Genomic DNA, 19295 nt, shown 5'->3' with positions numbered 1-19295 from the left:
TCCCTGCGCAGGCGACGGCAGCCCAGCTGGGTAGCTTGACGCGTTTGGCGCCGGCTTACGCCTACCCGGTGACGGGTGCGCAGAATGCCAGCTATATCGCAGGCGACCGGACGCGGGAAATGTCGCAACCCGATGGCAACCTGCGCAATCGCGTCCACCTGCTCGGCGATATCGTGGGCTCCTCGCCTGCGTTCGTACAAGACACCAATACGATCTACGTCGGTGCGAACGACGGCATGTTGCATGCCATCAACGCGGCGAACGGCAATGAACTGTTTACCTTCATCCCGGGCATCATCAACTGGGCCGACCTTGGCAACCTGAGCCGGCCGGATTATGCCCACCGCTATTTCGTCGATGGTCCGATCCTCGTGACCAGCCGCCAGCAGACGCCGGGCAGGAACCTGCTGGTGGGTGCGTTGGGCAAGGGGGGCAAAGGCCTGTTCTCGCTGGACGTGAGTACGCCAAGCACGTTCGGCACCGGCAACTTCAAGTGGGAACGCGCCAACACGCCGGGCAACCACATGGGCCTGGTGCAGGGCAGGCCGATCCTGGCGCGCGTGCAGAGCGGGGTTAACGCGGTGGTGTTGGGCAACGGCGTCAACAGCACCAACCATCGCGCTGTGCTGATCGTGCTCGACCTCGAGACGGGTGCGGTGATCCGCGAGATCGATACGGGAGCAGGAACACCGGCGATGCCGAACGGTCTGTCCGCGCCTGCAGGCGTGTTCGGGTCGGATGGTCGAACCCTGTCCTACGTGTACGCCGGCGACATGCTTGGCAACGTGTGGAAGTTCGACCTGACTTCTTCCTCGCCCTCCTCCTGGTCGGCCACCAAGCTGTTCGAGGCGCGTGACGCAGCCAACAACCCGCAGCCGATCAGTGGTGCGATCACGCTGGCGACGCATCCGCTGACCAACCAGCGCTGGCTGTTCTTCGGAACGGGCCGCTACCTGACAGCCGGAGACGTCATCGACACTTCGGTGCAGGGCATGTACGGGTTCATGGAGGACACCACGACGCTGGGCCGGGCCGACCTCACGCAACGCACGGTCACGGTCACCGGTGAATTCTCCAACGGGTTCCCGGTGCGGGCGTTCCAGTCCAGCGCGGCGTTGCCCGATGGTTCGAAGGGCTGGTTCATCGACTTGCCGGCGAGCGGCGAACGGATCATCCAGGATGCACAGGTGGTATCGACCTTCCTGATCACCGCCAGCATGATCCCGACGGGCGATGCGTGCGAATCGGATGGCTCGGGTTACGTCAACGCGCTCAACGCGTTCACGGGTACCAGCGCGGGCGGGTCTTACTTCGACCTCAACCGCGATGGCGATACCTCGGATTCGGTGGTCAGCGGATTGCCGGTGGGTTCGGTCAACCTGGGCGTGGGCATGCCGACGTTGCCCAACCTGCTGCGTGGCATGCTGGTGGTTGGCGGTTCGGGTGGCGCGGACGTGGGTTCGCCGCTGACATTGGCACCACGCTGGGAGCGTGCATCCTGGCGTGAGATCAGGGGGGATTGATCAATGGATTCGATGATTGAACGCCGTGCTTCACGGCGACGACCTGCAGCCGGTTTCAGCCTGATCGAGGTCATGGTGGTGGTGGCCATCATCGGCATCCTGGCGTCGATCGCGCTGCCAGCCTACAACGAACATGTTCGCAAGACTCGACGCGCGGCCGGCGGCGCGTGTGCAACAGCCGTGGCGCAGCAGATGGAGCGGTTCTATACCGTCAACCTGACTTACACCGGGGCAGTAGCCGATACGTCGACGTGCCAGGACAGCGCGTTGGATTACTACAACATCGGTGTCGTAGCTGACGGGCGTACCTACACGATCACGGCCACGCCCACTGGAGGTCACTCCGATCCGCTGTGCGGGGCGTTGAGCGTGAATCAGGCCGGCGTGCAGTTGCCTGCCACGGCGGGGTGCTGGTAAACAGGTCAGGAAGCGCAAGTTGCATGACAAAAAAGGCCCGCGACACGTCGCGGGCCTTTTTCGTTCTGGACTTGGCGCCCGAAGTTGGCGTCTGATGGAATCTGCAAGTTCATGATTTCAGATTGAAATTTCTGCCTAATCGAATCGTGATACTCACATCTCTACTCGCGCGAGCGAATGGGGTGAAATTCCGAGCTCCACGCGTAACGTACAGAGGCGATCACGAGTAGTCAGTCGTAACGACGACCTGTAATCGTAACGTAATTCGAGCTAACAGGCCGATTCGCCGGTGATTTACAGGTCGTATCGGCAGAAGTAGCGCAATGGACTACGTTAGATTATCCGTCATGGACATCCAGCAAACCCTCGACCAAAACACTCCGTCACCTGCAGATTCAACGGACAACCGACTGCTGATACCGATTGAGGATGTCTGTCATCTGGTTGGCTTGGGAAAATCGCAGATCTACGCAATGATTCGGGAAGGAAAGTTTCCGCAACGTGTGCAGCTGGGACTTCGGTGCTCACGTTGGCGCATGGCGGCCATCCGCGCTTGGGTTGACGGCCTTTGAATCTTGAAAGAAACGCGCGCTGCCGACGAGTTTTTTACACAGCCTCGGTCGTGACCAGACAATGGTGGTTGTAGGTGGACGCCCTCGGTTACTACGTTTGTGCAAGCTGCCCTGGGCGCGAAAGTTGATCGCGACCCTACAAGAACGGTAAGACCCCCTCCATCTGCATCGGAGTGGAACGGCCGCGGACGTTTGGCTTGGCGCACCAAGGTCCGTCTTGCGATCAGCACAGGAATCCGCCGTCGACGGTGAATCCGGCGCCGGTTACGTAGGATGCTGCCGGGGTGCAGAGGAAGGCGATGGCGCTGGCGATCTCGTCCGGCTGTGCGGCACGACCGAGCGGAATCTGTCGACGCAACTGGGCCATCAATGATTCGTTGTCGATGAGCGTGGATGCGAACCTGGTTTTGGTGAGGCCGGGCAGGACGGCGTTCACCCGGATGCCATCGGGGCCGAGCTCGCGCGCAAAACCTTCGCTCATCGACAGGATCGCGGCCTTGCCCAGCGAATACGCGCCTTGCATCGGCGCCGAGCGGCGACCATTGATGGAGGCGACATTGACGATCGCGCCGCCGCCCTTGGCACGCATGCGGCGGGCCGCCTGCACGGTGGTCCAGAAATAGCCGCGGATGTTCACGTCCAGCGTTTTCTGGAAGGAATCCATGGGCTGGTCGAGCATCGGGCCGAAATAAGGGTTGGCCGCGGCGTTGTTGACCAGGATGTCCGGTGCGAGGTCCTTGTCGTCCAGCTCGGCGAACAGCGTTTCGATCGCCTCGGGCTCGCCGATGTGCGCGGCGAGCGCGGTCGCCTGCCCGCCGGCATCGCGGATCGACGCCGCAACGGCTTCGCAGGCGTCGAGCTTGCGGCTGGAGACGATCACGTGTGCGCCCCATGCGGCAAGCAACCTGGCGGTCGATTCGCCGATGCCGCGCGAGGCGCCGGTGACGAGGGCGGTCTTGCGATGCAGCGCGAAGGCGTCGGGCAGTGCGTTCAAGGGAAGCTCCGTTGAAGGGTCATGGGTCGGCGAACGAGATCGTGCCGATGCAGGCGGGAGGGGCGTCGGCCAGCGAACCGTTGCGGACGCGGAAACGGATGTCGCCGCCGTTGCCGGCGAGTCGTTCGATGCGCAGGCTGGTCGGCATCGTGACCGGAGACAGGAAGCGTGCGGTGATCCTTCGCGCGGGCCGTGCGCGGGATTCGCGCGTGCAGATCGCCGAGACCGCGAGCGCCAGGGTGGCGGTGCCGTGCAGGATGATGTCGTCCAGCCCGGCGCGCCGGGCGACCGCGAGGTCGGTATGGATCGGGTTCCAGATGCGCGCGCAGGCGGTGTAGACGTGCGCGAAGCCTACCGGCGCCTCGCGGGTCTCGATCCATTGCGGCACTTCGTCGGCGAACGACCTGGCCGGCAGCAGGTTGGCGTTGCTGTCGTCCTCGGTGCCGGCTTCCTCCCCCGAGATGCCGCGCAGCAACAGCCCCGCGCGCGATTCGAACACCGTGTTGCCGGCCTCGTCGCTGCTGCGCAGAACCGTGGTCAGGTGCAGGCCGCTGCGCCGCTGCCTGCAGGCGACGATCCGTGTCTCGATCCGCAGCGACTCGTCCTGGCGGATCGGGCGGTGGTAGCGCAGTTCGTGGGTCGCATGTACCCCGCGCGGCAGCGCGTCCGGCGGCAATGCGCTTTCGAGTGCTTGCAGCCACGATGGCCATTCGAGGCAGACGGGGAACAGCGGGTGCGCGTCGACCCCGCCTTCCCGGGTGGTGTCGTAGCGGGCGGGATCGTGCTCCGACAGCGCGGCGGCATAGGCCATCAGCCATTCGCGGTCGGCACGGACGGTCGCCGGAGGCGGGTGGATGCCGGTCACGACCGGTGAAGTCAGGACGAGCGGTTCAATCGACATGGTGACAGGCGACCTGGTGTCCGGTGGCGCGTGCACGCAGCACCGGGATTTCGGAGACGCAGCGCGACGTGGCGAGTGGGCAGCGCAGGCGGAATCGACAGCCGGAAGGAGGTGCCAGCGGCGCGGCCGCGGTGCGCGCATCCGGTTGCCGGCCGGATCCCCCGCGACCGGGAACCGACTCGAGCAGCAACCGCGTGTATGGGTGCATGGCGTTTGCGACCAGTGTGTCGGAAGGCAGTATTTCGCAAAGCTTCCCGAGGTACATCACCGCGACTCGGTCGCTGATGTGGCGCACCACGGCGATGTCGTGCGCGATGAACAGCATGGTCAGGGCGAAGCGGCGCTTGCTGTCCAGCAGCAGGTTGACGATCTGCGCCTGGATCGACACGTCCAGCGACGACACCGGTTCGTCGCACAACAACAGGCGCGGCTGCAACACCAGCGCGCGCGCGATGCTGGCACGCTGGCACTGGCCGCCGGACAGCTCATGGGGCAGGCGGTCGCGCATCGTTGCGGGGTCGAGACCGACCGCTTCGAGCATCGCGCCAACACGCTCGCCAAGTTCCCGTTGCGACAGGCGCGCATGCAGGCGCAGCGGTGTCGCCACGGCATCGGCGATGGTGCGCTTCGGGTTGAGCGAGGACACCGGATCCTGGAACACCATCTGCATGCGCGGGCGCAACGCGCGCAATGCGCCGGCGCTCAGTCCGGTCAGTTCGGTGCCTTCCAGCACGACGCTGCCGGCGTCCGGCGGCGGCAACAGCATCACCGCGCGTCCCAGCGTGGTCTTGCCGCAACCGGATTCGCCGACCAGGCCCAGCGTTTCCCCGGCGGCGATGTCGAGGTCCACGCCGGCGAGCGCATCGACCCGTGCGCCGCCGGGGCCGCGATAGCCCATGCGCAGGTCGCGGATCGACAGCAGCGGCTCAGCCATGGGCAGGGCCTCCCGTTGCGGGATGCCAGCATGCGAACGCATGCGGGTCGCCGGCGAGCGCGGGCGGGCGCGAGCAGACCTCGTCGGCGTAGCGGCAGCGTGCGGCGAAGTGACAACCTTGCGGTGGTGCGGTCAGCGCCGGCGGACGTCCTGGAATCGATGGCAGTATCGTCCTCGTCGGCGTCTCCAGCGTCGGTGCACAGCGCAGCAGCGCTTCGGTGTAGCGCATCCTGGGCTGCGCAAGCAGCGCAGCCGCGGGTCCGCGCTCGACAAAACGTCCGGCGTACATCACCGCGATCTCGTCGGCCATGTCCGCGACCACGCCGAGGTCGTGCGTGATCAGTACCAGTGCCATCCGGCGCTCCTGCTGCGCGTGCTGCAGCAGTTCGAGGATCTGGCGCTGCACGGTAACGTCGAGCGCGGTGGTCGGTTCGTCCGCGATCAGCACGCGTGGATCGCACGACAGTGCCAGCGCAATCATCACCCGCTGCCGTTGCCCTCCGGATAGTTCATGCGGGTACTGGCGCGCACGCTCGTTTGGTGCGGGGAGGCCGACGGAATCGAGCAGGTCCACGGCGCGTTCGTGCGCCATCTTGCGCGGCATGCCCATGTGCAGCCGCAGTGGCTGGGCGATCTGCTCCCCGATCGTCATCACCGGATTGAGCGAGGTCATCGGGTCCTGGAATACCATTGCGAAATCGCGGCCGCGCAACCGACGCATGTTGGCCTCGTCGAGGCTGCGCAGGTCGCGGCCGTCGTACAGGGCATGGCCGCCGGCACGCACTTCGATGGACAACGGGTTCAGGCCCATCAGCGAGCGTGCCAGCACAGATTTTCCGCTGCCCGATTCGCCGACGATGCCGAGCGTGCGGCCGGCGTGCAGGTCGAAATCGACGCCGTCCACCGCACGGACGATACCGGCAGGCGTGCGCAGCCACGTCTTGAGTCCGCGCACCGAGAGCAGTGGCGCGCTCACAACGCTGCCCCGCGCCGGTCGAGCCTGCGCTGCCAGCGGTCGCCAAGCAGGTTGAGGCAGAGGATGGTCGTGAACAACACGGCTGCGGGCCCGAACACCGTCCACGGCGCAATGGCCATCGATCCGCGCTCGGCGGACACCATGCCGCCCAGGCTGGGCTGCGGCGGTGGCACGCTGAGGCCGAGGAAGCTCAGGCTGGCCTCGCCGATGATCGCGATGGCGACCATCAGCGGAACGTACGCCATCAGCGGCGGCAGCAGGTTCGGCAGGATTTCCTGCACCAGCACGCGTCGGTCCGGCATGCCGCCGGCGCGTGCGGCGAGCACGAACTCACGGTCGGCCAGGCGCAGTGCATTCGCGCGGACCAGGCGCGCGCAGGCCGGTACGAACAGGATGCCCATCGCCAGCACGACCTTGCCGAGTGACGCGCCGGTGGCTGCAATGATCGCCAATGCCAGCACCAGCGGCGGGAACGCGAGGATCACCGACATCAGTGCCGAGATCCATGCGTCCAGTCGTCCACGGTAATACCCGGACAGCAACCCCAGCGGACCACCGATGGCCAGGCCGAACGCGACTGCACCGACACCCACCAGCAAGCTGACACGCAGGCCGGATACCGTTCGCGCAAACACATCGCGGCCAAGCGAGTCGCTGCCGAGCCAGCGTTCGATCGATGGCGGCTGCAGCGTGGCCAGTAGGTCCTGCCGGTATGCGTCATGGATCGGCAGCAGTTCCGCGCAGAACGCTGCAAAGACGACGAGCGCAAGCCACGTCGATGCGGCGAGAAACGCCACGTCGGGGAGCCGGAGGGCGCGCATGCGTCGTTCAGCCATGGTGCCGGATCCGGGGATCGAGCCAGGTGTACACGGCGTCGACGGCCAGGTTGATGGCGACGAAGGCGACGGCGACGAACAGCACGATGCCTTGCACTGCGGCGTACTCGCGCTGGTAGATCGATTCGGCGAGCAGGGAGCCGATGCCGGGCAGGCCGAACAACACTTCGATGATCACCGCGCCGCCAAGCAGCCGGCCCATGTTGATGCCGATCGCCGTCACCAGGCTCAGCGAGGACGGCCGCAACGCGTGCTGCAGCAGGATGCGCCACGGCGGCAGGCCCATCGCGCGCGCGGTGAGGATGAAGTTCTGCTGCAGCGTCTGCAGCATCTCGCTGCGCAGCAGCCGCATGTACGCCGGGAACTCCGCAAGTCCCAGCGTCAGCGCTGGCAGCAGCATGGTGCGCAGGTTGCCGACAACATCCTCGCGCAGCGGGACGAAGCCGGTGGCGGGCAACCACCCCAGCGTCAGCGCGAATACGTAGACCAGCAGCAGTCCGATCAGGAAGGAAGGCGTCGACACGAAACCGGTTGCCAGGGTCTGCACGACACGGTCGAACGCGCCGCGTTCGCGGTACGCACCACGGATCGCGGCCGGCACAGCGAACAACAATGCGAACAGTTGCGCGCCGACGAGCAGTTGGAGCGTCACCGGAAGGCGCCCGGCGATGGCGCCGGCCACCGGTTCGCCGGACCGGTGGAGCGTGCCGAGATCGCCACGGAGAACGTCGCCCAGCCAGCGCAGGTAGCGCATGTGCAGCGGCTGGTCGAGGCCCATTTGCGTGCGCAGTTGGGTAAGCGATTGCGTGGTCGCAGCCTCGCCCAGGATCGCCGACGCTGCATCTCCCGGCGCGGCCTGCACCAGCGCGAAGGTGATGGCCGAGACCGCCAGCAGGATCGCGACCGATGCGGCCGCGGTGCGCAGCCAGCGCGACAGCGGACGCGTCGGCCACGTCGGCGGCTGCAGGAGCCTGGGGCTTGCGCTCATGCCCTGCGGTCCCGGCTATTGCACACGCACGTCCTGCAACCGAAGCACGCCATCGGGTATGTTCGGGCCTGGATCGACGTTGGCGCGCATCATGGTTTGCAGCGTGGTACCGAACAGGAACAGGTAGGGCACGTCGCTGGCGAGCAGCTGCGACACCTTCGCGTAGGTCCGCACGCGCTCGCCCCGCTCCATTGTGGCGCGTCCCTGTTCGAGCAGCGCATCCATTTCCGGATTGGCGTAGCCGGTGTAGTTGCTCGACGGCCCGTCTGCATAGCGCGAGTGGAACGCGCGATAGAGGTTGAGATCCGGATCGGCGCGGCCGACGAATCGGAACATCGACATCTGGAACTCGTGGTTGATCGCGTCGGCCATGAAGCGTGCACCTTCCGTTTGCCGGATCGTGGTCTCGATGCCGACGTCGCGCCACATCTGCTGCAGCGCCTGCGCCGACAGCGCGGTGAACGGCGAGTTGATGACCGATATTTCGAACGACACCGGCTTGCCCACTTCGGCCAGGAGCGCCTTCGCCTGCTCCGGCGAGTAGGCCGGGTAGCCCGGCACCGGGGTGTAGGCCCATGAGCCGGGTCCGAGCAGGCTGTCGGAGACCGGGTACTGGTCCTGCAACAGGGCCTTGACGAAGGTCGGGCGGTCGGTCGCGTGCGCGATCGCACGGCGCACGCGCACGTCGTCGAAGGGAGGCTTGCGCGTGTTCATCATCAGGAACACGCTGCCCAGCCCCTTGCCGGTCATCAGCCGGTAACCATCGTGGTCGGCGTACTGCGCCGAGAAGCGCGTGTGCGGGGACTGGATCACGTCGACGTCGCCCGCCAGCAACGCGGCCTGCCGGCTGTCCTCGTTGGGCAGCGGCAGGAACGTCACGCGTTGCAGGTGCGGTTTGCCTGGCTGCCAGTAGCCGGGATTGCGCTCCACGATGACGCGGTGCCCGGGTTCCCAGCTCGCCAGCCTGAAGGGACCGGTGCCGACCGGCCTGGTGCCGATTCCGTTGGGATCGCTGCGGATCGCCGTTGGCGACAGCACCAGGCCCGGCGCGTCGGCGAGCAGCGCGGGCAGCACTGCATCCGGTCCGTGCATGATGAATTCCACGGTGAGCGGATCGACGGCCCGGACCGATGCGATGTTGTCGAGTTGCGGCAGGCAGCGGCAGGCATTGGCGGGATCGCGCAGGCGTTCTATGTTGAACACCACCGCATCGGCGTCCAGCGGGGTGTCGTCGTGGAAGCGGACGCCTTCTCGCAGCGCCACGTGCCATGTGCTGCCGTCATCGGGGGTGTTGGCGGATTCGGCGAGCATCGGCACGACGTTGCCGTCGCTGTCGATGTCGAACAGCGGGTCCATGACCGCAAGCGCGACCTGGCGTTCGACCATGTTGCTGACACGCAGCGGGTCGAGGCTCTGGAAGTCCGATTCCAGCGCGATGGAGAGCGTGCCATCGTTCGCGGGCATGGTCGGTTGCGCCGAAGGTTCTGGCGACGACGGTGCGCCGCACGCCGCGATCAATACGGCGCACGAGATCACCATGCATGCGTGTCGCCGGCGCGGGGTTCCGATGTGTCGTGGCAGCATTGTTGCAGGCATGTGGTTTTCCTCGTTGCCGTCGTTGTCTGCGCCGGTGCTGGCGTGTCGGCGATGCGCGATCACGCGCCCGTATCCAGCCGTGCGACGACCTGTCCTTCGCTCACCAGTTCCTCCTCGTGCACGAGGACCGCGACCACGCGTCCCTCGCCTGGCGCGGTCACGGGGATCTCCATCTTCATCGATTCGATGAGGACGATGGCATCGCCTGCGGCGGCGCGTTCTCCGACCGCTTTGGGTATTTTCCAGACCACGCCGGTGGTCGGTGCCGTCAGTTCGATGAGCGCCATGTCACTCCCTCCCGGCCGCATGGGGGCGCCGTGGATCGGTGTCCAGAGCCTCACGCGCATCCTCGATCCAGTCGCACAGCAGTGCACGCGTCTCGCGTGGATCGATGACATCGACCACGCCGAAACGTTCGGCGGTGCGGAAAGGCGATCCGAGCTTGCCGTAGTACGCCTCCAGCTCGCGGCGCATGGCGAGCGGGTCCGGCGCGGCCTCGATCTCGGCCCGATGCGCCGCGGCCACGCCACCTTCGATCGGGATCGAGCCCCAGCGCGCGGTCGGCCAGGCGAAGACGTGGTTGAGCGCGGGGTAGTGCTTGGGGGCGTGCATCGCGCCGGCCATGCCGAAGGCCCGGCGAACGACAATTGAAATCCACGGCACGCGAGCGTCCTCGATCGACTCGCCCACGCGCATCGCGCCCAGCAGCGTGCCGGCAAGCTCGGCATCGCGGCCGATCGCATTGCCCGGCTGGTCGACGAAGTGCACCACCGGCAGGCCGAACGTATCGCACAACTGGATATGGCGTTCGAACTTGTACGCGCTCTGCAGCGTCATCGCGCCGCCGGAGACGCGCGGGTCGCCGGCGATGACGCCGACGGGGTGGCCGTCGATGCGGGCGAGCGCGGTGATCGTCGAGCCGCCCTGGTGGCGCCCGACCTCGAACACCGATCCGAGGTCGAACACGCCTTCGAGGATCCGGCGGGGATCGTACGGCTGCCGCCGGTCGGTCGGTACCGCATCCTTCAACCAGTCCTCGATGCGCCCGCGCTCGTCGGTCGGCGTGGCATGCGGCGCGCGCCGGTACACATTGCGCGGCAGGTACGACAGGAATCGCCGGACCTGCCTCAGCGCGTCGCGCTCGTCTTCGGCCTCGTTGTGCACCAGTGCGCTGCGGCGGTGCACCTCGTGGCCGCCGAGCGCGTTCTTGTCGACGTCGATGCCGTAGGCCTGCTTCACCACCGGCGGCCCCGCGGCGAACACCTGCGACTGCGCGCGCACCATGACCGAGAAATGGGACGACAGCACCTTGATCGCGCCCAGGCCCGCACATGCCCCCAGCGCCACGCCGACCACGGGAACGGTTCGCATCAGGTCGCTGGACGGCCATTGCGAATAGCCCGGGATCTTCGTCGCGTTCAACTTCCTGAGCAGCTTTACGCTGCCACCTGCGCTGTCGACCAGGCGAACCAGCGGCATGCGATAGGTCAACGCATAGCGTTCGGCGTAGATCCACTTCTCGGAGATCGTCGCTTCCGAGGAGCCGGCGCGGATCGTGTAGTCGTCCGCGGACACCGAAATCCTGCGCCCGTCGACGTTGCCGTAGCCGATGATCGCGTTGACCGGTTGCAGGTCGATCAGATCGCCCTTCTCGTCGTAGCTGCCGGCACCGGTGATCCGCCCGAACTCGCGGAAGCTGCCTTCGTCCAGCAGCGCGGCGATGCGTTCGCGCGCGTTCATGCGACCACTGTCGCGGAACTTCTGCAGTGCCTGCTCGCCGCCCATGCGCAGCGCCAGCGCGCGGCGCCGTTCCAGTTCGGCGAGGGGGTCGCCGCCAGTTGTAACCGAGAGGGCGGTGTCGTCGGCGCTCATGCTGTCTCGTGGCGGTTTGGCCCGGGATGGCGCGTTGGCAGTCCAGTGTACGTGCGGAATGCGACAACCCGGCTCGCGGCCTGCGCAAAATCCGCGCAAGTGCATGCGGCATCGCAGCATGCCTGTTGTCGACAGCTGCGCGATCGACAACCCCGTGCGGCCAGCGCGCGCAGGGACGGCCGGCGTGGCCCGCGCCTGGCCCCGGGAGCCTGCAGCGGTGGCCCTTCCGGCTGCTGGTTGAGGGCCCTCGGTACGTCTCTATATGCTGGTTTCATAAAGAATTTTTCTGTCGATCCGAAGAGAGCCCATGAGCCTGAAGTCGCCTTTGCGGCAGGGGGTGTGGAAGCTTGCCGATGATGTCGGCAGTAGCGTTTCCCAAGCGTGCCGCAGCGCATTCCAGATACTGGCACGAAACAATCGTCGGCGCAAAATTGTCGACAATGTGTTGACCAATCCGTCGACAAAGCGTAAGACTCGCCACAGGCTTCAGTACCGTCTGCAATCCCTTGGGAGGGGGGCTGGCATGACTTTGCGTCGCGCGTTCCACCGGGCCGGGTTTTCCCTATGCCTGTCCATGTCTGCGTTGACCGCGTCAGCGCAGGACAACGCCGTGCCGGCGCTGGCATCGCCAGCGGAGTTGGGTTTCGACGCTGCGCGCCTGGCCGAACTCGACCGGACCTTGCAAGGCTACGTCGATCGCGGCGAGCTTCCCGGCGCCAGCGTGCTGGTGGCGCGCCATGGCAGGATCGTCCATCTCGCCGCCTTCGGCCAGCGCGATATCGATACCGCCGCGCCGATGGCGGACGACACGATCATCCGTGTCTACTCGATGGCCAAGCCGGTCACCGCCGCCGCGGTGATGGCCGCCTACGAGAAGGGGGGATTCTCGCTGTCCGATCCGGTGGCCCGCTACGTGCCGGAGCTGGCGGACGTGCGTGTGTATGCCGATGGCGAAGGCGACGCGATCGAGACCGTGCCGGCGCAGCAGCAGATGACGATCGAGAACCTGCTGACGCACACCGCTGGCTTCACGATGAGCTTCCAGATCGGAACGCCGGTCGCCAAGCTCTACCAGCAGGCCGGGCTGCAGTCGGCGACCTGGTTCCTGGACGGTTCGATTCCGGATCTCGGCGCGTTCGCCGAACGCATCTCCAGCGTGCCATTGGCCTACCAGCCGGACGAGCGCTGGCACTACGGCCTGGGGTTCGACATCGCCGCGCTCGTGGTCGAACGCACCCGAGGCCAAGGCTTCGATGCGTTCCTGCAGGAACGCATCCTCGGGCCGCTGAAGATGGGCGACACAGGGTTCCACGTGCCCGAGGGATCGCTAGACCGCTTCGCATCGCTGTACGCGCGCAATGCCGATGGTGGGCTGGTCGCGGTGGAGACGCCGCAACGCAGCGCGTTCCTCAAACCGCCCGCGGTCGCAACCGGCAGCGGTGCGCTGGTGTCGACGATCTTGGACTACTACCGGTTCGCACAAATGCTGTGCAACGGCGGCGAGCTGGACGGCGTACGCGTACTCAGGCCGGGAAGCGTCGACCTGATGCTGTCCAACCACCTTCGCGAGGACCAGTTCGGGCAACTGGCCGAGGCCACGCCATTCGGTTTCGGCGGCACCGGCACCGGCGTGGGCTTCGGTTATGGCGGGGCGGTCGTGCTCGACGACGAGCATGGGGGCGAGGGCACGTACATGTGGGGCGGCGCCGGCAGTACCACGTTCTTCGTGGATCGCCGCAACGGCATCGTTGCCGTCCTGATGACCCAGCTCATGCCGTCGGGGACCTATCCGCTCGGCGATGTCCTGAAGACGGCGGTGTACGAAGCGCTGGTCGATCCCGCGCATTGACCTGATCTGCACAAGACCAATCGCGGCCGGTCACCCGGTCCACCATGGGAGGACGAGATGATGTGTGCGAACAGAGGCAATGGGATGTTTCGTCGTTTGCTAGCCGCGGGCGTACTCGCCATGGCTGCGTTCTCGTCGTCGGCACTCGCCGGCGATCCATTGGCGGCCACTGCTGCCGCGAATGGCTCGGCATGCACCGCCGCACGGCCGTTCTACTGGGAAATCGGCGATGTTGGCGGGCCGCTCGTGTCCGGCCAGGTCGGCGGCACGCTGTACAACCGCAACAGCCGCATGAACCTTGCGTCGGCATCGAAATGGCCGTTGGGTGCCTATATTCTGGAGCGGTATGCCGGAGCGCCGCCGCCTGCGGTGCGCGACGCGGCGTTCATGCTCACCGGCTACAAGCCGTTCAACCAGCTGCTGTGCACGCTGGCACCGACGGTCAAGGGCTGTTTCAACATGATCGGCAACAACGTCCAGGATCCGGGCGCGGTCGGCGAGTTCTTCTACAGCGGTGGCAACAGCCAGTACGTCGCTGCCAGCCCGTCGCTGCTGGACATGGGCGATTTCACCACCGCGCAGCTGACGGCCGAGGTGCAACTCACGCTCGGAACGACCATGGAGTACCAGTATCCGGCGTTGCCGGCTGGGTTGGAAGGAAGCGCTGCGGAGTACGCGGAGTTCCTGATCCGGATGATGACGCCACCCGCAAGTGGCGGATTGGTGATGCATGACCACCTCGGCGTCGACACCATCCCGACCTTGCCCTGTCCGCCCGGACAGTCCGGCTGCACGGCCGCCGGAACGGTCGCGTGGAGCTACGGCTACCACTACTGGATCGAGGACAACGCCACGGCCGGGCAGTTCAACCCCCCCCTTAGCCCTGTGGTCGGCCCCGGTGACGGCGCCTACAGCAGTGCCGGCGCGTGGGGTTTCTATCCGTGGATCAGCGCCGACAAGAGTCTCTACGGCATCGTCGCGCGGCGTGGCCTGCTTGGCACGGCATTCCGGGCGAGCGCGATTTGCGGGCAGGCGATCCGTTACGCCTACACCGGCTACACCCCATGACCCGTCCGTACATCCGCTGATCCCGACGCCGTTCCATCCACCAGGGGGCACCATGTCGCAACTCCAATCCCGCACAGCATCCCGTGGCCTGCGCATCCACAGGCTTGCCGCCTGCGTACTGTCGGCATTGTGCTGCCAGGCGATCGCCGTCGCGCAGGAGCCGGCGGAACCCGGCCAGGCGCCCGCATCCGGCCCGGCCGCGCAACCCACCGAAGCCATCGAACTCGACCGGATGGTCGTCACTGCGCGGCGTCGCGACGAGCGCGAGCAGGACGTTCCGATCGCGATGTCGGTGCTCGATGGCAACGATCTCGAAACCGGTGGCGATCCCAACCTGCAGGAAATCTATCGCCAGGTGCCGAGCCTGCGCGTGGTCAACACCAACCCGCGCAACGTCAGCATGACCATCCGCGGCCTTGGGGCCAACCTGGCCAGCGAAATGCTGGTCAACAGCGTGGGGGTGTTCGTGGATGGCGTGTACTACGCGCGGCCGGGTGCATCGGCGTTCGATTTCATCGACATCGAGCAGATGGAAATCCTGCGCGGTCCGCAGGGCACGCTGTTCGGCAAGAACACCACCGCCGGCGCGCTGAACATCACCACGCGCGGACCGAGCTTCCAACCGGAAGGTGCGTTGCAGGTGGGTGTCGGCAACTACGGTTACAGGCGCATCGCCGGCACCGCGTCGGGCGGCTTCAGCGAGACCGTCGCAGGCCGCCTGACTGCGTCGGTTACCAGTCGCGACGGGACGATGCACAACGTGCGGACCGGACGCGACGTCAACGACTACGACGACAAGAGCGTCCGCGGACAGTTGCTGTTCGATCCGGGCAACGGCGTCACGTTGATGTTGACCGCCGACTACAGCAAGCAGGACCTCGACTGCTGCACGGACGTGATCGATCGCGTGATCACGACGCTGGACGACGGCACGCCGATCGCCAACGGTTTCTACGCGCGCTCCGCGCTGGTGGGGTACACGCCGTTGCCGGTCGATCCGTTCGCCCGGCGCACGGACATCGATTCCCGGCAGAACTACCAGATCGAACAAAGCGGCCTGGCGGCGAAGCTCGACTGGCGCCTCGACAGCGGGCACACCTTCACCTCCATCACCGCGCACCGCCGCTGGTCGTTCGATCCCTACAACGACCTGGACATGATCGGGCTGCCGATCCTGACCCAGGGCGCGTTCTTCTCCGATTCGAAGACGACCACGCAGGAACTGCGCCTGGCATCGCCCGACGGCCGCGCACTGGAGTACGTGGTCGGACTGTTCTACATGAAGGACCGCCTGACCAGCGACACTTTCCAGGAGTTCGGCGCCGCCGCCGGCCCGTGGATCCTGCCGGGGCTGCCGCAGGCGCTGAGCACGTTGGCGCTGGATGGGCTGCAGGGCGTGGGCGAAAGTCGCGTCGACACGCGCAGCGCGGCCGTCTTCGGCCACGCCACCTGGCACGTCAACGACCGCTTCGATCTCGCGCTGGGGCTGCGCTACACCGATGAGCGCAAGTCCGGCTTCTCGGTGCAGGCAGCGCAGGGCGGCGTACCCCTGGCCGACATCCCGCCCGCGCTGGCGCCGACGGTGGCCGCGATCCGTGCGGCCTCCGTCCCGGCATTCGACACCCGCACCATTTCTGGCTATCCGCAGTCCAACGACGAGGGAGACCTGTCGGGCACCGTGAGCGGGACGTGGAAGATCAGCGATGACGTCACTGGCTATGCGTCGTACTCCCGCGGCTACAAGTCCGGCGGCATCAACTTCGGCGCCAACGTCCCGGCGTCGAGTGAAACCATCGAGCCGGAGAACGCGAACAGCTACGAGCTGGGCCTCAAGAGCCGCCTGCTCGGCAACCGGATAATGCTCAACCTGTCGGCGTTCCGCACCGACGTGGAGAACTACCAGAGCTCGCGCGTGTTCACCAGCCCGGTCGGCGCGACCACGATCTACGTGGCCAACGTTCCCGAAATCCGCTCGCAGGGCGCCGAGATCGACGCCCTCTACCTCGCTGGCCGCGGGCTCACCCTCGGCGCTTCGGTGGCGTACACCGATGCCTACTACGTGTCCGCGCCGGTCAGCCAGTGCGCGGGCGTCAATCCGACCGGCCTCTGCGACCTGAGCGGGCGTGCGCTGACCAACGTCTCGCGCTGGGCGGGGCATGCCCGTGCCCACTACGAGTTCCAGCGCGGCTTCGGCAGCGGTGGGGTGCGTCCCTACGTCGGTGGCGACGTCTCGTACCGGTCCGGTTTCTACTCCGGCCCGTCCGAGCAAACCTGGGTGCCGTCGTTCTCGCTGTTCAACTTCCGCGCCGGTGTGCGCTTCGGCGAGCGGGGTACCGACGTGTCGCTATGGGTGAACAATGCGTTCGACAAGGAGTACTACCTCTATCGCAGCCCCTTGATCTTCGGCACAGGCGCGATTGTCGGGCGCCTGGGCAACCCACGGATGTACGGCATCACCTTCCGCCAGCAGTTCTGAGACAGGACCACGACCGGCATGAGCACAGCACACGAGGCCCTCCGCGTGCGCAGGTGCGGCGTGCTCGCGTTCGCGGTTTCGCTCGCGCTGGCCGCGTCGCCGGCCCTGTCGCAGGACGCGGCCGACGAGGGCGTGGCGGAAGAACGCGCGACCTCGCTCGACACCGTCACCGTGACCGCGACGCGGCGCGCGCTGGACATCGACCGCGTGCCAGTCGCGGTAACCGCCATTGGCGGCGACGACCTGGTCGCGGCCAACGTGCAGGACACCCAATCGCTGTCGATGCTGGCGCCATCGCTGGTGGTGACCACCTCGGGCAGTGAGGCGGGCGGCGCGGTGATCCGCATGCGCGGCATCGGTACCGCGGCCAGCAACCCGGGGCTGGAGGGCTCGGTTGGTGTGCTGGTGGATGGCATCTACCGGTCGCGTTCGGGCCTGGCGCTGACCGATCTGGTCGACATCGACCAGATCGAGGTGCTGCGCGGCCCGCAGAGCACCCTGTTCGGCAAGAACACCTCGTCCGGCGTGATCAACATCCAGACCAAGAAGCCGACCTTCGTGAACGAAGGATTCGTCGCGGCGTCGCTCGGCAACTTCGACAGCACCGTGTTCTCCGGCGCCTGGAGCGGGCCTGTGGTCGACGACACGCTCGCGCTGCGTTTCAGCGCGCAGTACAACCAGCGCGATGGCTACGTGCACAACACCTTCGACGGCCGCGACTACAACAACCGCGACCGCTGGCTGGCGCGCGCGCAGGCGCTGTGGACGCCAACGGAGGACTTTTCGCTGCGCCTGATCGCCGATGCCGTGCAGAAGCGTGAGAACTGTTGCGCGGCGCCGTATACGCAATACGGCGCCACGGCAGCGTTCCTGCGGCTGCTGGGTGGCACGCTGCCGGCCTACGACGGCAGCTACCAGGTCGCGTTCGACGCGGAGGTGCGCTCGGATGTCGACGAGGCGGGATTGAGCGCGCTGATGGAGTGGGACCTCGGCTGGGCCACGCTGAACGGCACGCTGAGCTACCGCGACGGCAAGTCCCTGGTGATGTCGGACGGCGACTTCAGCGATGTCGACATCGCTGTATTGACCGGTGATGAGGGCAGCGCGATCACCAGGATTTCCGAGTTCACCCTGCGCGGGCAGGGCGAGCGCATCGACTGGATGGTGGGTGCGTATCTTGGCTGGGAGGAGGTCGGGTTCGATGGTCAGACGCTGTTCGGCGCGCTGGCCGGAAATTATTTCCTCGGTGTGGTGCCGCCGGCTCCCGTGCTGCCGCTCTACACCGTGGGCACCGGCCTGCAGCAGCGCCGTGCGCGCCAGTCGGGGCGGACGCAGGCGCTCTACACGCACAACATCGTGCACTTCGACCACGGAATCGACCTGACCCTTGGCCTGCGCCACGTGCGCGAGGACAAGGATGGCTACGGCTTCAGTGTTTCCAATTCGCCCTCGTGCACGATACCGGGGCTTCCGGCTGCAGCGCGCATCCTCTGTGGCGTGCCGCTGTACAGCGCGTCCTATGGGGACGAGCGCACCGTGGGCGTCGCCAGTCTCGCGAAGAACTTCGACGGCGGCGGTAGCGTCTATTTCACGTACTCGACCGGATTCAAGGCCGGAGGCATCAACCTCGACCCGGCGAATGCGGTCGGAGGCACGGCCGCGTTCGAACCGGAAACGGTGACTTCCTATGAACTCGGTCTGAAGAAGCCATTGTTCGACCGGCGGTTGTTCCTTCGTGCCGCGCTGTTCCGGATGGATTACGACGACGTCCAGCTCAACACCTTCGACGGGCTGGGCTTCCGCATCTCCAACGAGGCCAGTGCTCGCTCCCAGGGCGTGGAGCTGGAGGCGGACTGGTACCTCGCGCCGGGTTACAAGCTGCGTGGCGGTTATACCTACAACAAAGCCGAGTACGGCGAAGACACGTTCAACGCAGCGCTGCACGGCAGGCAGATCACCAACGCACCGAAGCACACCGGACTGCTGGGGTTCGACTTCGACCGGCAGGTCGGCGACAAGATGCTGTTCGGTTCCATCGCTGCCCGTTACCAGGGCGAGGTGAACACCGGTGCGAACCTCGATCCGGCCAAGCGGCAGGACGCCTACACGCTGGTCAATGCACGCGTCGGCCTGCGTTTTCGCAACGACTTCGAGGTGTCGTTGTGGGGCAACAATCTCACCGACGAGTACTACAACATGGTGATTTTCGATTCCGTCGCGCAGGCAGGTAGCTACAACGGGTATCCCGGCCTGCCGCGCACCTGGGGAATCGATCTCCGCAAGCGCTTCTGAC

Annotated in this window: 16 protein-coding genes; 7 read left to right on the top strand and 9 right to left on the bottom strand. The window is 66.3% G+C overall.

Annotated features, from left to right (window positions below; genetic code table 11):
* From E2F46_RS07070 to E2F46_RS07060, 3 genes are all read left to right on the top strand, one after another.
* Window positions 1-1523 (top strand): pilus assembly protein (locus E2F46_RS07070; protein ID WP_279512680.1); only part of this gene is annotated, 1523 nt, incomplete at its 5' end.
* A 3-nt stretch (window positions 1524-1526) separates the two neighbouring features.
* Window positions 1527-1940, top strand: a complete 414-nt coding sequence (locus E2F46_RS17795) for a type IV pilin protein (RefSeq protein WP_279512679.1) — start codon at window positions 1527-1529, stop codon at window positions 1938-1940.
* Between the two features lie 347 nt (window positions 1941-2287).
* The gene (locus E2F46_RS07060; protein WP_133321356.1) at window positions 2288-2512 is read left to right on the top strand and encodes a helix-turn-helix transcriptional regulator; all 225 of its coding nucleotides are present in this window, start codon (window positions 2288-2290) and stop codon (window positions 2510-2512) included.
* A 223-nt stretch (window positions 2513-2735) separates the two neighbouring features.
* On the opposite strand, the gene E2F46_RS07055 is transcribed toward E2F46_RS07060, so the two are convergent.
* From E2F46_RS07055 to E2F46_RS07015, 9 genes are all read right to left on the bottom strand, one after another.
* Complete coding sequence (locus E2F46_RS07055; RefSeq protein WP_133321355.1) at window positions 2736-3506, bottom strand: glucose 1-dehydrogenase; 771 nt, start codon at window positions 3504-3506, stop codon at window positions 2736-2738.
* Window positions 3507-3525: 19 nt separating this feature from the next.
* Window positions 3526-4407 (bottom strand): MaoC/PaaZ C-terminal domain-containing protein, encoded by an 882-nt coding sequence (locus E2F46_RS07050; protein ID WP_133321354.1) that lies wholly within the window; start codon window positions 4405-4407, stop codon window positions 3526-3528.
* Entirely contained in the window at window positions 4397-5341 is a 945-nt protein-coding gene (locus E2F46_RS07045; RefSeq protein ID WP_133321353.1) for an ABC transporter ATP-binding protein, read from the bottom strand. Before E2F46_RS07045 ends, E2F46_RS07050 begins: the two co-directional genes overlap by 11 nt.
* Window positions 5334-6317, bottom strand: a complete 984-nt coding sequence (locus E2F46_RS07040; RefSeq protein ID WP_133321352.1) for an ABC transporter ATP-binding protein — start codon at window positions 6315-6317, stop codon at window positions 5334-5336. The genes E2F46_RS07045 and E2F46_RS07040 overlap by 8 nt, the downstream gene beginning before the upstream one ends.
* Complete coding sequence (locus E2F46_RS07035) at window positions 6314-7153, bottom strand: ABC transporter permease (RefSeq protein ID WP_133321351.1); 840 nt, start codon at window positions 7151-7153, stop codon at window positions 6314-6316. The genes E2F46_RS07040 and E2F46_RS07035 overlap by 4 nt, the downstream gene beginning before the upstream one ends.
* Window positions 7146-8141 (bottom strand): ABC transporter permease, encoded by a 996-nt coding sequence (locus tag E2F46_RS07030; RefSeq protein ID WP_133321350.1) that lies wholly within the window; start codon window positions 8139-8141, stop codon window positions 7146-7148. Before E2F46_RS07030 ends, E2F46_RS07035 begins: the two co-directional genes overlap by 8 nt.
* A gap of 15 nt (window positions 8142-8156) precedes the next feature.
* The gene (locus tag E2F46_RS07025; RefSeq protein WP_165967380.1) at window positions 8157-9605 is read right to left on the bottom strand and encodes an ABC transporter substrate-binding protein; all 1449 of its coding nucleotides are present in this window, start codon (window positions 9603-9605) and stop codon (window positions 8157-8159) included.
* Between the two features lie 191 nt (window positions 9606-9796).
* Window positions 9797-10024, bottom strand: coding sequence for an acyl-CoA carboxylase biotin carboxyl carrier protein subunit (locus E2F46_RS07020; RefSeq protein ID WP_133321348.1), 228 nt, complete (start codon window positions 10022-10024; stop codon window positions 9797-9799).
* A 1-nt stretch (window position 10025) separates the two neighbouring features.
* Window positions 10026-11609 (bottom strand): acyl-CoA carboxylase subunit beta, encoded by a 1584-nt coding sequence (locus E2F46_RS07015; RefSeq protein WP_133321347.1) that lies wholly within the window; start codon window positions 11607-11609, stop codon window positions 10026-10028.
* 523 nt (window positions 11610-12132) lie between these two features.
* Between E2F46_RS07015 and E2F46_RS07010 the strand changes: the two genes are divergently transcribed.
* From E2F46_RS07010 to E2F46_RS07000, 4 genes are all read left to right on the top strand, one after another.
* The gene (locus E2F46_RS07010) at window positions 12133-13458 is read left to right on the top strand and encodes a serine hydrolase domain-containing protein (protein ID WP_165967379.1); all 1326 of its coding nucleotides are present in this window, start codon (window positions 12133-12135) and stop codon (window positions 13456-13458) included.
* 84 nt (window positions 13459-13542) lie between these two features.
* Window positions 13543-14526, top strand: coding sequence for a hypothetical protein (locus tag E2F46_RS17440; RefSeq protein ID WP_165967378.1), 984 nt, complete (start codon window positions 13543-13545; stop codon window positions 14524-14526).
* 52 nt (window positions 14527-14578) lie between these two features.
* Complete coding sequence (locus E2F46_RS07005; protein WP_165967377.1) at window positions 14579-17002, top strand: TonB-dependent receptor; 2424 nt, start codon at window positions 14579-14581, stop codon at window positions 17000-17002.
* 18 nt (window positions 17003-17020) lie between these two features.
* On the top strand, window positions 17021-19294 hold the full coding sequence (locus tag E2F46_RS07000) for a TonB-dependent receptor (RefSeq protein ID WP_133321344.1): 2274 nt from the start codon (window positions 17021-17023) through the stop codon (window positions 19292-19294).
* The last annotated feature ends 1 nt before the right edge of the window (window position 19295 follow it).

The organism is Luteimonas aestuarii, assembly GCF_004357985.1.
GTDB lineage: Bacteria > Pseudomonadota > Gammaproteobacteria > Xanthomonadales > Xanthomonadaceae > Luteimonas > Luteimonas aestuarii.
The sequence above is the reverse complement of the archived record's forward strand: the minus strand, read 5'-3'. Positions and strand labels throughout refer to the sequence as shown.